We start from the raw sequence: 14,893 nt of genomic DNA, 5'->3' as shown, positions 1-14,893 counted from the left end.
GGTTTTGTTGTATACTGGTCATTGAGTAGGGCTCCTTTTCTTGGTGACTTTGCAATCCCAAGGATACCCTACTTTTTTGTCGTTTACTAGACTCCCCGATCCTTACACATACTATTTTACGCCATCGTCCAGTATCCGAATGCATTAAATTAGTGTTCCTTTTTCCCACTAAGGCTGCTACCCTTTATATTATTGTTTCAAGTTTAGCCTATATAGACAGCAGTGGCTTGGGCTTCATTCTCAGCCGGTAGCTAATTGCGGTTACCGCGAATGCGGACAATGCGATACAGGCCGCTGTCCAGGGCAAGCCCGGCAATCCGCCGCTCCCCACAACCACCCCGCCGAGCGCAGATCCCCCGGCTATGCCGATATTGGCCGCCACCGGGTTAAGTGAAGCGGCAAAATCCCTGGAAGACGGTGAATGTTCAACAGACAGTTCAATTAAATACAATTGGGCGGTCACATTCAGAATGTTCGATACACAGGCGCTGAGGATCAAGAAGACCAGCCCTAAGACCGCAACAGGGGCTGCAAAGAAGAAGAGGATATAAATGGCTGTCTGAATCAGGAATACAATCCTCAATCTGCCCAAGGCGTTGCCGGATGCAACTCTTCCCCCCATCAAAGTGCTGAAGATTGTAGCCAATCCGTAGGCCAAAAGAACCCAGCTGGCCGCGTTCGCCGGTATAGACATAACTTTATCCATAAGGGGCCTGATATAGGTATAGATACTGAATACCGCAGCAGTTCCCAGCACTGGGATCATAAAGGCCAGCACAATACGCCCATTGGTCAGCAGGCTCAATTGTTCTGCAAGTGATCCTTTGCTGCTCGAAAGATGCGCTGGAATAACGATGGCATTGAAGAGCAAAGCGGCAGCTCCCATCAGCGCTGTTAAGATAAAGGAGGCTTGCCACTCCAGATGCTGCCCCACAAAAGTGCCGATCGGCACACCAAGCACGTTGGCAATGCCAAATCCCCCCAGAATGTACGAAACGGCTTTTCCTTGATTGGCCGGTGCCACAACCTCACTCACGGCAGAGAGTGCAAGAGAAATGGCCAGCCCGCACAAGACGGCCGTCGCAATCCGGGTGAACAGCAGCCAGCCGAAGGTGTCCGAGGCGGCACTGAACAGGTTAAACACAATGATCAGGGCGATGGTCCCCTGAATGGTTTTCTTTTTGGGCAGCCGGCTTGCTATGGTCATTAATACAGGCGTTCCTACGGCATAGGCGATTGCAAAGCCGGAGACCAGACTGCCGGCAACAGCCAGCGTAATTTGCAGCGATTCTGCAATCTCTGATAACAAACCCACTATAATATATTCGATGGTTCCGAGTAAAAAGGCCATAAAAGTAAAAGAAAATACCAGGCCGCGTTCATTGACTGTTCTCATAGTTCCTCCCGGCTGTCATTCTTGTCAATCTAAACTCCATCTCAAAAAAAATCATTATATATATTGCTTAACAGATAGACCTTGAGCATCTAATTCCGGGGTGGCTTGTCATCAAGTGATACAACATAGCTGGCAGATACCAGAATCGTGCCGCACAGAAACGTCCAGAGTAAGAGCCCCAGTAAAACCCACATATTTATATCCTCCCTCTCCTTATTGTTTCTCTGTTCCCCACTGATGGCGCCCGAGCAGCTGTTGACCAAGTTCAGAAAGGACAGCCGGTGCCCGGTGCCCCTCAAGATATTGCTGCTCCCGCTGTCTGATTAAGGCATGATTGTTCTCTTGGGCCGGAATGTATCCCAGGGGCAGCCAATGTGTATCCGTATAACCGGTTATCCGCAACCGCCGCTGGTCCATAATAATTAAATCAGCCAGGCTCGCTTCAAGAGCTATGTTCTGCTCTCCGTCATGTATATTTATGCTGCTTCCGCCCGTGTTCACGGACAAGAGCCCCAGGATATCCGTTGCTTCCGTACTGCAAAACTCCGCCCAGATCGCGGGAGTATTCAAGATATCGGCAAAGGCCGAATAAATCCGCGGCATCGAGCGGATGTCCCAGATATACTGATGATGATTCAAAGAGCCGGTCAATGGCTGGCTCTCCGCCTGTCTCCAGGCTTCAAAGCGCAGCACGTAGAACAACGGAACTGCTTTTCGTATATGAACATATCCCTTCTCTTCCCAGTTATGGCGAAGCGCTTCTCCGCGTTCAGGCATCAAAATATCATCACATCCATTCGCATAATCTCTCTCTCCCGCTGCCCACCTCAATTTTACAAATGAACCGGACGGGGAACAATAAAGGTTGTTGTTGTCTTTCTAAAAAATGTGATATATCTTGTCATTATAATGTTCATCCAATCCATAAATTTGAAAGTAGGAGTCCTATGCCTGACAGCAACGACTTATTGTTAACGCAAACCTCTTCCGCCTGCAACGGCAAGCTGATTTACGCAGGCAAGCTGAGCGATAACCCGGAGTGGAAATTTGCGCTTCATAAGCATGAAGATTTGCATGAAGTGATTTTCATTGAAGACGGAACCGGTTTGTTTATGATTGACGGCAAAGCGTATACTGCGCAAAAAGGGGATGTGCTGATTTATAACCGGGGAATTTTGCATGAGGAGCAATCCGATCCGGACAAACCCTTGTTTACCTATTACTTCGGATTTCGGTTCAACCCTCCTGTTGCCGAACAACGCGATTGGGTAATTCACCCTGACCGGGAGCCGGTCATCCGTGCGAATCCTTATTCTAATGAGCTGTCATTGCTGATGAAAACATTATTCGGCGAGTTTTCGCTGCGCAATAGCGGTTATGAACAGATCTCTCAGCATTTATTAGAAGCTGTCCTGCTTCTGCTTGAGCGCATGATTCTTTCACAGCATCGCAGCGCAAAGGAACAGAAAGCCCCGCTGGCCAATCAAATCAAAGAATATTTAGACACAAATTACAGACGCAAGCTGAGCCTTAGGGACCTGGCACAGATCTTCCATATCGACACATATTATCTGGTTCACATATACAAGAACAGCTTCGGAATCTCACCGGTCAGCTACTTAATCCAGCGCCGTATGGGAGAAGCGATGAGACTGCTGGCAAGCACGAACAAGAAGGTCTGGGAGATCGCCAAAATGGTCGGGTACGACAATGCCAATTATTTCTCCATCCTGTTTACCCGTGTGATCGGTGAATCCCCCCGCAAATTCCGCGAGCATAATCAGAAGGATTTGTATAATTCATGACTCAGCCTTCTGACGATATATACCGCAAATCAACAAAGCCCCTGCCATAGAGAGCAGAGGCTTGCATGGAGAAGATGGAAATGTGCAACGGCACCTCCTGTCATCCTGATCAATTCTACTAAATCATGCGAATTTTTTCGCAGCCCGATATTCCGTTGCGGTTGACTGTGAATTTCACCGGAGCCTATTCTCCCGCTTAAATAAACCCCATAATTCTTGCTGCAAAAACCGCGGCCTCTGCCCGCGTTGTCTGTGATTTTGGAGCAAAATTCCCCAGGCTCTGACCTTCGATAAAGCCCGCTCCGGCCATCAAGTTTACCGCCTCCAAGGCGAAACCGGAGATTTGTGAAGCATCGCTGAAATTGACCGCCTCGCGTTCCTTATGCGGCTCCATTCCCGCTGCCTTCATAATGCGGACGGCCATGACCGCCATTTCTTCCCGGGTAATGCTGCGGCCCGCGCCGAATGTACCGCCCCCGTATCCGGCAACAATCCCCAAGGCCTCCGCCGATGCGACCGAGTCTGTATACCACTGGCCGGCTTTCACATCGGTGAAGGAGGAGGTTTTGCCCGTCTGCACCAAATCAAAGGCCTCCATCATCATCTTGAGAAACTCGGCGCGTGAGGCCGCGCGTCCCGGGGCATACGCATTGCCTCCGACCCCGTTTACGATTTCGCGGGCCGACAAGGCGGTAACGCCATCCTTTGCCCATGAGTAGGAGCCCATGTCCGAATAATCGGAAGGATTCGAGAGCACCGCGTAGCTGCTGAAGTGCTTGACACCGAAGTCAAGCCTTCCGGCTCCGCCGTCATATCTGGAATTCCGAATTACTTCCAGGCTTCCGTTATCACCCAGGGATGCAGCAACCAATCCATAAATGGATTCATCCCCTTGCGGCAAATACGGAATCTCCACTTTCACAATGCTGCCCTTGGCGAAGGCATTTACGCTCTGTCCGTTAACGGAGAGCCCAAACTCATATACCGGCTTATCCTTGAGAAGCTCGGACAGCGGTCCGGGAAAGGCGGACCGGTCCGTTTTTCCGATCGACACGGTCAGCTTGTCACCATCCATCAGGTTGCCGACCGCATTTAGCGGAATGGCCAAAGAGGCTAATCCGGATTTGATCGACAGGATCTTGATCCCCCCCTGCTGTAACTTAAGCCAGGAGCTGGCCGGGAGTTCCAGCGCAATTGAGGACAGTCCGGGGCTTATCTCCATCTGAATATACAGCGTATCCTCCTGATTCTGAACGGCATTGTCCATTGCCGCCTTCAGACTCTCCCAGCTTATCAAGACCTGCGCCGCTCCATTATCGGCAACAGGAATCACCCGGATGCGGCTGCCGTCCACGCTGGTCCCGGACTGGCCTGCGGCAGCGGGCAAGCCCTCCTCCGAGCCTCCACTGTCTGGCTGCGGCAATTGTGCTGTCTTCGCTGTGTAGGCTTCGCTTTCTGCATAATTTCCGGCAGCGTCAAAGGCGGCTACCCTAAACGTATATGAGGTGTCCGCAGTGAGTCCTGTGATGTGATAGCTGTACGTATCGCCTGTCACTGTCGCCTCCTGCTCTCCTCCCTTGCAGAGCTCATATCGGACTACACCAATATTATCGAAAGAAGGCTCCCAGCCCAGCTTCAAGGAATTCGTGGTAATGGAGGAAGCAGTCAACCCCGACGGCGCCGTCGGCGGCGAGTGATCCTCTTCCTTCAAGGTCTTTACCGTGTAGTCTGCGCTTGGCGTTCTATGGCCCGCTTCATCAAAGGCAACCACCCGGAAGGTATAGGGGGTATCCGGCGACAGCTTGGTGAAGCCATATTCATAGGTGTCTCCCGTTACAGTTCCATGCACCTCTCCGTTTAGCAGAACATCGTAGCCGGCTACCCCCGCATTATCTGTTGAAGCAGTCCAGCCCAGCTTCAGAGATGTAGAGGTGATGGACGTCGCTTGCAGCTGGGTCGGCGGCGCCGGCGCTCCTTCATCAATCACGGCGACATAGGCGATTGCAGGCACAGCCGTGTTATATACGGCCCCCGATACAGTGAAGCTTCCGACGGTGCTGTAATCAGCCGGGTTGATCTCATTCCAAAGGACAGGCAGGGATTTAACCGTCTCGTCGCTATATACGGCATCGACTGCCGGCGGCAGCTTCGGAGCCGTTCCAACTCCTGTAGTGACTTCTACCTTCTTCAGACTGACGATAACCGGTTTGACGGCCAATTGCTCCATAGCCCCCAACATGCTGTCTGCGGCGGCGTCAATTTGCTGCTGCGTGCTGACGGAGGAGTTAAGCACCAGCTCTGCCGCATCCTTTGCGTGATGAAGAACAACAATACTTTCCCCAGTATATTGACCCGGGTCTAGCTTCGCAGCTTCTTCCAGAAGCAGTTCCAGAAGGGAATCATCACGCCAATTCACATTCCCGCCATACAGCTGATCAATTTCCGCACGATTCAGAACCCGGTTATAAACGATAAATTCATCCACCTTGCCTTTAAACAGAGGATCAGCAGCGAATTGACTCTTTCCGATATAATTAATGCCCGGTTTGAAATCGCTTGGATTAATGGAAATTGCTGCCGATGCCGCCTCTGCACCGTCGGCATACAGCTTCGCTGTGCCGCCCCCGAGTGTCACCGCAACATGAACCCACCGGCCAGCCGGCAGCCGCGGGGCATTGAGCACCTGCTCCCCGCCGCCATTCTTAACGGCAAACCTCAGAGTGTTACTGTCCGACCGCGGCGTCAGGAACATATATTGGCTGGAGTTGTTGCCAAAGTCGAAGATACGCTCCCACTGGCTGTCTGATTCCCAATATACCCAAGCGGCTACTGTAATCCCCGAGTAATTGGCCAATGCATGCTTGTCAGGCAATTGAACGTACTCGTTTGAGCCGTTCAGCCTGAGAGCCTGACCGATTTTTCCTTCGGTGTATACCGGATTTCCGGCAACTGTTCCAGTAGTCGCGCCATAGGTATTGTTGGCATTCTGTTCAAATGAATAGAGCGACAGCGGCTTGGGAACAAGCTGCTGTTCAGCCTTGGCCAGTTCATTGACCAGCTGGCGCCTGTCGGCTTCCGGCTTCGCTATCTCGGAGACAATCCGTTCCGCTTCTCTGTTGTACAGATAATAGCTGCCATTCGTGTAATCACCAGGGGGGAGTAGCTGGAGCCCCACATGCAGGTCTACGGATTGGCTGGCCGAATATTTAGCATTGCTGGCCACAAAGGTTACCTTATGGCTTCCGTAATCCGATTGCTCCGGTATCCAGGTAAAGGTACCGTTTGAGGCATTAAATGCCGCTCCGGCAGGCAAATTTGCCGCCTGATAAACCAAGGGTTGGCCCGCCGGATCGGTAGCCAGTACCTGATAAGAATACGGTTGCCTGGCTGTCAGCCCGACGCTCGTATCCGGGGCAAGCCGAGGCATGCCTATTATTGTGATCTTGACGTTTACAGAAGTGGAATAGCCCTTGGCTGACGCCGTAAACGTTATGCTGTATATGCCGCCCATCTCCCTGGAAGGGGTCCAGGTAAACACACCGGTATCCGGATTCAATAACGCCCCTTCCGGAAGGCCGGCGGCAGTATAGACGGTATCCGCCACATGGTTCGCTGTCCGAAGCGCAAAGCTCAGAGGAATTTCCGCCGCCTGCTCCTTGGCGTCCAAAGGCAGCAGCACCGGCACATCCTTCAAATATTCCAGACCCTTAAGCGCAGTGTCCAAATCGGACGCCGCCGCGTCAACAGAAATTTGTGCGGCAGACTCAATGAGGCCCAGCGCGGCATCTTTGGCCAAGATCAGCGCCCCAAGGCTCTCTTCTGTATAGAGAAATGAATTTACACCTTCGGCCTGCTCAAGCAGATTGTCCAGCAGGGTTTTATCGGCAGTCCTCTGATAGAACTCCAGTTCTGCAACATTGGCATTTCCGGTCTGTGAATAATAGCGCAGATACCGGTAAGCGTTCTCGTCCTTTATGGCGGCTGTATACCATTGTGCAGTGCCAATGCCGCCTATGGTATATAAGTCCACATAATTCATTCCATCGGCAGAAGCTTGCAGTATCGCTCCGTTTACCCGGCCGATATGTGCCGCGGTGCTTCTCGGATAAAACTTGAAGCTGGCCAGCGGCTTTTCATTGCCTTCGCCTAAATCTGCGACGATCCATCCCGGATTGGATTTCGTATCGGTGAACGTGTCTACGCTGCCGTCGAAGGCCATCCAACCATTTTGAGCTGCGGTTAGTTTACCATCCCAGGATATATCCGAAGCCGTTGCCATGGACCCGGTAACGTCTATTTTCCGGGCTGGCAGCTCAGTGACCGGAACCAGCAGTTTCTCTGCCCGGAACAGTTCGTTAAGCAATGCGGGCATATCCGCTTCCGGCTCGTTTGCGGCGTTCAGAATCCGGTCCGCCTCTTGCTTGTACAGATAGTAGCTAAGCCGTGTATATCCTTCAGGCCCCTTCACCTTCGATTGAATATATTCGGCCGGAATATTATAATCGCCGTAGATTTCTGCTTCAGCTATATTCCCGCTCCATGCAGAAGGGTTATAAATTCTTAAGTACCGGTAGGCGCCGCTGTCTTTGATTTGTTCTTCACTGATGAACGTCCATACATTATCCGCCGCTCCCGATACAGCCGGAGTAAGCTCCTTCCAATTCACTTCATCGTTGGAGCCATGGATAAGCAATCCGTTCATTCGGGCTGCATAGCCGGCTCTCGGCAACAGAAGCACATCACCCAGCCTGACGGACGCGTCCTGCCCGAAGTCTAGCGTATAATAGGCCGCAGTGCCGTTGGCCAGATCGCCGTAGGTGGCGGCGTCCCCATCAAACAGCAGGTAGCCGACCTTATCCGCAGGCAGCCCGCTGCTTCCGTACTGAGCGCTTGAGGCAACTACATTTGCCAGCTTTGAAATATCCAGAAGCCTGGACTTGTTGACATAGTACAGCGACGACTGATCCGTGGTGAGAACAACCGGACCAGCCGGCAATCCGTCCGCAGTTTTGTAGTTAATGGAGAACTTGACCTTGCCTGTCGGCATAGAACTGTCCATAACTACAGAGGCAGTCCAATTGATCTTATCCGTTGAGTGCGCCGATGCCTGCTGCCCTTGAATGGTGACCTCCACATCTTGAACCGGCTCGGCGGACTGGAAAGACAAGGCGACCATATTTCCGGTGTTCACCCTGCTTTGTACGCTTTGCGGTGAGCTCAGGGAAACGGACTTCAGCTTGTTATTCGTTTCATGACGCAAGCCATAGAGGCGAAGCTCGGACAATTCAAACATGGTGCTGGACGGTTCGATCATTTGAAGCTTCAGAAAGCGGAACTGCTTATCCTGATGCTCCTCGCTGACTTCCAAGGTCTGCATCTCATCCGCCACAACGGTGAGCTCCGGTGTCAAGCGTGTCCAGACTTCCTTGTCATTCGAGCCGTAAACCGCAGCACCGCCGATCCGTTCGGGGAATCCTGCTCTGACTTGAAGAGCGACGGCAGCGGCGGATACCTTGAAGTCCTCTCCAAAGTCCAGAAAATAACTGAGATTGTCGGCCAAATAATAGCCCGCAAAGCTATCCGGAGCGTTATCGACCAGATTGCCTATTTGTGTACCGAAGGTTGAAGAAGCCACCGTATCAAAATAACGCATGCTTCCGTCTTCCATTAGCGGCGTTAACTCCCTCAAACCTTCAACGGCCCGGTTCAGATCGGCCAGCTTCCCGTAGAATTCTTCATCTGACACGGCTGGCAACGCATTCATCACATCGTCGAATATCGTCTGATATTCCTTCAATGCCGGCGAAAGGTAGCTTGTATCCGGATCAAATGGGGCAATGGCCGCCTCTGCGGCCGCCTGCCGGTCAGTCCCTACTGTAATATTTACGGCTTTTGCTGTCACGGAGGTTCCGTCCGTTGCACTAACGACGACTGAATACAAGCCTGGTTGTTCAGGCTTCCATGAGAGAGCGCCCGTATTTTCATTGAAAACAGCCCCGTCAGGCTTATTGTCAATCTGATAGGAAACGGTATCGCTCTCAGCCGGATCTTTTGACGAAAAGTCATAATGGAGTGTAGCTTCAGCCCCGGCATAGGCGTACAGATTCGAATCCGCTTGTCCGGATGTGAAGGCAGGGGGCGTCAGCCCAGCCGCCGGTGCCAGAAGAAGATGATCGATATCAACCAGGGTCCCGGAACCTGTAACCTTAAAATAAATTAAATCCCCCAAACCGCGGTACTGATTCATCGTGAAGGTTGCATACTTCCATTGTCCCTTTGTATCGGGCAGCACCAATTCCGCATCCTTCCATCCGTTTACCTCCAGCTTTGCCGTACCATTCGTGCGGATTCTCACGGCGACCGTTTTCAGGCTTGTGCTTGAGGCGACAATAGAAATCCGGCTGCCCGGTTCTGTAGCCTTAACCTGCACATAGGAGGCATCCCCTTCCTGCTTAACTGCGGAGTTTGAGTCCAGACTGGCGGCCCGCTGGTCTATCTCTGCCCAATCTGCGCTGGGCGACACTTTGGGCAGGGTGGAAGCCTCTTCAGCCGCTGCTTCCTTCGGGATGAACAGCCAGTAGTCCGCTCCGCCATCGGGGGATTCCCAATAAAACGGCGTCCGTTTTTTGAACATATCGGCGTAGTATGGAGCTTCTGTCTCAATATCGATCCCCATGTTGTATTTATAATAATAATACTGGCCGTATACATTGCCGCCGATCCGCCCCCGGTATGCACCGGACAGCACTTTATAAATGACGGGTATCCCATCGGAATCGTAACGTGCCACAACGGGAGTCCATGGTGTATCATAGCCCAGCATATACTGCGCGAAGTAATCGGATGCCTTCAGAATCCGGTTGCCCAGGAATGCGTAGGCGGTGACCGCGTTATCCGCATCGGAAGGTGTCCCATCTTCGGGGTCAACCTTCGTGCCTTGCGCGTCCAGCAACCGTCCCAGAATCTCCACATTGGTGAGATCGCCTGCGCCGTGGGCTTGATCCCGTCCCATCTCCACATGCTGAACTCTGGGAGTCTCCAGCGGCTTGCCGGTTACAGCGTCTTCCGTTACCATGCGGAACAGCTGCTGAATAGAGCCGTTCTGGCCTTGATCTGCCGCGGTTGCATTCACGGTAAACCATTCGACGCCTTCTTTATATCGGGCCGAGTTGTCTGTGAAAATATATCCGGACATCGCGCCAAGCAGCGGATACAGATGCTGGTTCATGAAATAATTATTTTCATGCAAAAAGGTTTCCGTCATCGGTTCAATTAAATTGGAGGTGAACTTGGCAGTATCTGCTTCTGTCCAGTTTAACGATTCGTTCCGGGCGGCAGTGTATCTGAGAATTTCAGCTGCTGCCACCATACGATGCAGCGGAATCCCCATATGGATATGAGAATCCGCAAAATACGTATATTGTGCCGGGTCCATCTGTTCCCATATCCGAATGATGCCCATGGCATTGCCACGATAGGTTTCATCGCCGGTGATATAATACATAATAGCTTGTGTATAAGCACTTAATCCGTCTGTAACAAACGATCCTTTGCTGTTCACGGCGATGGTTTTCGGCTTCGCCGGATCAGCTGGGCTCGCCAGGGCAGAAGCAACGGTCCTGGATGCATAGGAGGATTGGCTCATCGCTGTATAATACGAATACCAGGGTTCCTTCTTGGCGATCACCTGCTCACGCATATTCTCAAGGATCGATTGGGTCAATCCCACCCCGGGATGCGTAAAACCGTTGCTGACGGTTTCATGGATAACAACACGGTCTGCAGGCTCAGGAACACTGTCGTCCGCAAGGGCTTGGGGTAAGACAACATCGCCGATCAAGGTTACAGATAACAGTACGCCTGAGAGCATGCTGGCAAACGCTTTGAATAATAGCGATTTCCGGATACTCATATCAAACCTCCTAGTGAATGATTAGACATCAATTCCCAGCTTTTAAAAGACTTCTCCCTGCCCGGTCCTTACCTGGATGTTTAATCACCTCTTTTTCCGTTTTACTGCAGGAGAATCATTGAGAAAGCGTATTCACAACTCTCCAATGAAATCTCGGCTCATCATAGCAAATTCCACATTCGTTATCTATTGCAAATTCTTTTACTTCATTATAAAATCATTCGATTTGGATAGCCTGCCGCGAAATCGGTAATGTCTTGAGCAGATTTATGGTACAACGGCAATGGCAAGCTCATCTACAGACCGGTGGCGGAGGGCAGCAAGGAATGGGGCTGAAGCAGCCATAAACATTTAGAATAATCGAAACAGCCGTCACCAGCGCACTATTCAGGCGCAGGTGACGGCTTTCTTTTGTTTCTCTAATCCAAACAAGCAGAAACGGCTGCGCCGTCCTTATAAGGGACGGAGTGTTTCAGCGAGAAAGATAAGGCTAATGTATAGCGTGAAACTTATTAATCCTTATCTTTCAAGAAAGACGCCTATCGGCGTCCTATATAAGAATGCTGCCATTTCAGTAGGGAGGAGAAGAATCATTTCGCGCTGATTCCCTCGTCCAGCCGGCTTCGGGCGAATTCAAAGGCACTTCTGCCTTTGATTCCCTCTACCTGCCCGCTGCAGCCAACGCAATAAAATAACCCCACAAAGTGGGGCCTTGGCTTCGATGATGACTCAGGTACTTTGCGGGGACCCCAAAACATATAAATTCTTATCTTTGAACCAAAACGGCTAAGCCGTCCTTCCTTGGACAGCGCAGCTGTTGGGATTTCAGCTTCATTTCACTCCACTTTCCTGCCCTCGCGATCCCGGTTAGCCTCCTGCTTTTTCGCTTCCTCCTGCATAACATAGAATCCGCAGGTTCAGCACGGCTACCCTGCTCAGATGATATACGAGCCGCTGATCTGGTTAAAGGACTCAATAATGCGTTTACGGATTTCCACAAATTCAGGACTGTTCCGGTCCCGGGTGCGCGGAAGTCCAATCTCGAATATGGCGTGGATTTCAGCGGGCCGCGGACTCATTACCACTACCCGGTCGCCAAGGAAAATCGCTTCCTCAATATCATGCGTAACCAGAAGCATCGTGGTTTTCTCTGCCAGCCAGATCTTTTCAATCTCCGACTGCATCCGCACTCTGGTCAACGCATCCAAAGCGCCTAAAGGCTCATCGAGCAGCAGAACTTTCGGCTGGCAGATCAGGGCTCTGGCAATCGCCGCCCGCTGTGCCATTCCTCCGGACAGCTGGGCGGGGTAGGCATCCGCGAAATCCTCCAAGCCCACTTTTGCCAGATATTTTTGTACCCGTTCCCTTACAAATGAAGCCTTTCCCGCCAAGCCCAGGCCAACATTTCCGCCAACGGTTAGCCAAGGCAACAGCCGATGCTCCTGAAAAATGATTCCGCGGTCCAGTCCCGGGCCTTCAATGCGTACCCCGTCCAGCAGGATATCGCCTTCGTAATCCCGCTCAAGCCCCGAGATTAGACGCAGCAGCGTAGTCTTGCCACAGCCGCTCGGACCAATAATGGACACAAATTCACCCTTGTAAATATCAAGCGATACCTTCTTGACTGCCCGAATCTCGCTGTTCTTGGTATGGTAGGTCTTGTCCACGTTGTTGATAATGACATCTACGGCCGGGGTGATTGTAGACATTCCTGATTCCTCCTTTTAAAGGCTATCCTTTTTCTCCGTTGAAGCCCGCTCTCCAATGTAAGACGGACGCTTCGATCCATTTAATCAGACGGTCAATCAACAGGCCCACCAGACCAATTACAAGCATTAATGCGATCAATTTATCTGATTGCAAAAAATCCTTGGCCTGCAGAAGACCATAACCAAGTCCGGTCAGACCGCCAAGCATCTCTGCGGCAACCACAGCCATCCATGAGAAGCCGGCACCTAAACGCAGGCCGGTAAAGATGGAGGGCAACGCCGATGGAAGAATCACTTTGCGCAGCCGCTTAAAATATTTCAGCTCCAATACATTGGCCACCTCTATATAATCTCCGGAAACGCCGCGAATTCCCTGCAATGTGTTCAGAAATACAGGAATAAATACCGATTTTGCAATAATAACATATTTGGATGTTTCCCCGATTCCGAACCAGAGAATGATCAGCGGAATCCAGGCATAAAGCGGAATCTGGCGTAAAACATCGACTACAGGCCCGATTAAACGGTCCATAAATCTGGATAATCCGCAGCTTATACCGAATATCAGCCCGATGGTTGTGCCCCAGAAAAAGCCGATTAGTACTCTGGTGCCGCTGGCGCGCACATCAATCAGCAGTGTCTGGTCCAATATCATTCCCCGCAATGCCAGCACAACTTTCACCGGAGAGGGCAGAACCACCTCCAGCAGCAAGCCCATGCTTGATAAAATTTGCCAAAGTGCAAGCAGAAGTATGGGAATAGCTAAAACATTCGCAGTTGTCTTTATCTTGGCAATCAGATGTGTTCTTTTAGCCTTTCTTCCGCCTTTGGGTTTAACAGCAAGCACTGATTCATTAGACACGGATATCCCCCTTTTCACCCAGTTGCATTATACGGATCAGCGGGCATACATGCTGCCAATCGCAAGATGGCATGAGGAACCGAGAGAAAGCCACTCATCGTTCGTGGCTCTTCATGGTTCATCATGCCTCCGGCAAGGCAGGGCATTTATCCCCTTCTTATTCTGTTATCCGCTTCCTTACACGGCAGCGGATGTCGACTTATCCCGTTCGATCTCGGCGAGCGCCGCTTTCAGGAAGCTGCTGTCCGCCCAAGGTTCAATATCAAAATCGTTCCGGATATATCCATGGTCGAACAGAAATCTTTTCTGGCCTTCCAGAGCCAGCAGCCCCTGTTCATTAAGCCCGGGCTCAAGGTGCTTATGGAAGTCGGACGGCCGGGATGCATTCACTTCACCCTCGGTGGCGTGAATCTGCTGTGAGAACAGCGTCAATACTTCGGGACGGTTGGACTTCGCCCAATCGGCGGCCAGAAGCAGCTGCTTAACATAGGCGACCACGACTTCAGGGGCTTCAACGGCAAGGCGTTTGCTTACCGTAAGGACATTCGGATAGGAATTATTGATTGGCCATACCTGGTCCGGATTGGCGCTTACTTCATAAATAGCCTTGTATTTGCCGGTATTCAGCAAAGCCTGGGCCTTGGCTCCGCCGCTGAATATAGCGTCCACCTTACCGCTGATCAGCGCGTCGGCATCTATTTTACCCAGATTGCTCTTATGGTCGGCTTGGGCATTGACATATCCCTCATCCGTAGGCAGCTCAATGAATTGGGCTGCGGAAATCGAGACGCCGCGGGCAGCCAGTGCCGTCTCAAAGCCGTGCTCCACAGTGGCCTTATAGAAATCAATCAGAAATTCCGGCCGGGAGGGCACACCCAGCTTGGAATTGCGTAGCTGCTCCACCGAATCAATGGGAGAGTCCGCTCTCACCAGAATGTAATCCTTCTGGGTCAGGAAGGTCAGACCGATCAGGACAACCTCCGCACCGTTCGACTTGGCCCAGATCGGCGGAATATTGCCGCCTTCACGGAATAACGCGGGATCTTGATAATCGTAATGGACATGCCACTGTTCCCGGGGCAAGCTTTGCAGCAGAATGGGGGTGACTCCGAGTTTGGATATTTCTTCATGTACCCAGCCCTTATTCAAGGCGATATAACTGGAGTTGCCTACAGGGCAAATCGTGTAACGGAATTCTTTAATGGACAT

At 51.5% G+C, this 14,893-nt stretch carries 7 protein-coding genes; 1 reads left to right on the top strand and 6 read right to left on the bottom strand.

What is annotated here, in order from left to right:
* Positions 1 to 208: 208 nt before the first annotated feature.
* Together HYD27_RS14475 and HYD27_RS14470 are read right to left on the bottom strand one after the other, a co-directional pair.
* Positions 209 to 1,396 (bottom strand): MFS transporter, encoded by a 1,188-nt coding sequence (locus HYD27_RS14475; protein WP_219216242.1) that lies wholly within the window; start codon positions 1,394 to 1,396, stop codon positions 209 to 211.
* A gap of 213 nt (positions 1,397 to 1,609) precedes the next feature.
* Complete coding sequence (locus HYD27_RS14470; RefSeq protein WP_219216240.1) at positions 1,610 to 2,176, bottom strand: hypothetical protein; 567 nt, start codon at positions 2,174 to 2,176, stop codon at positions 1,610 to 1,612.
* A 167-nt stretch (positions 2,177 to 2,343) separates the two neighbouring features.
* On the opposite strand from HYD27_RS14470, the gene HYD27_RS14465 reads away from it, so the two are divergent.
* A complete protein-coding gene (locus tag HYD27_RS14465) occupies positions 2,344 to 3,201 on the top strand; it encodes a helix-turn-helix transcriptional regulator (RefSeq protein ID WP_219216238.1) in 858 nt (285 codons plus the stop codon).
* A gap of 196 nt (positions 3,202 to 3,397) precedes the next feature.
* Here the strand turns inward: HYD27_RS14465 and HYD27_RS14460 are convergent, their stop codons facing one another.
* The 4 genes from HYD27_RS14460 to HYD27_RS14445 all read right to left on the bottom strand — a co-directional run bounded on the left by HYD27_RS14460 (position 3,398) and on the right by HYD27_RS14445 (position 14,893).
* Complete coding sequence (locus HYD27_RS14460) at positions 3,398 to 11,113, bottom strand: LamG-like jellyroll fold domain-containing protein (RefSeq protein WP_219216235.1); 7,716 nt, start codon at positions 11,111 to 11,113, stop codon at positions 3,398 to 3,400.
* Between the two features lie 935 nt (positions 11,114 to 12,048).
* Positions 12,049 to 12,822: an ABC transporter ATP-binding protein gene (locus tag HYD27_RS14455; RefSeq protein ID WP_219216233.1), complete on the bottom strand. Its 774-nt coding sequence runs from the start codon at positions 12,820 to 12,822 to the stop codon at positions 12,049 to 12,051.
* Positions 12,823 to 12,844: 22 nt separating this feature from the next.
* The gene (locus tag HYD27_RS14450; protein ID WP_219216231.1) at positions 12,845 to 13,684 is read right to left on the bottom strand and encodes an ABC transporter permease; all 840 of its coding nucleotides are present in this window, start codon (positions 13,682 to 13,684) and stop codon (positions 12,845 to 12,847) included.
* A 177-nt stretch (positions 13,685 to 13,861) separates the two neighbouring features.
* Positions 13,862 to 14,893, bottom strand: coding sequence for an ABC transporter substrate-binding protein (locus HYD27_RS14445; RefSeq protein ID WP_219216229.1), 1,032 nt, complete (start codon positions 14,891 to 14,893; stop codon positions 13,862 to 13,864).

The organism is Paenibacillus sp. S150 (assembly GCF_019352175.1).
Classification (GTDB): domain Bacteria; phylum Bacillota; class Bacilli; order Paenibacillales; family Paenibacillaceae; genus Paenibacillus_AQ.
This window is presented reverse-complemented; position numbering and strand designations above follow the sequence as displayed.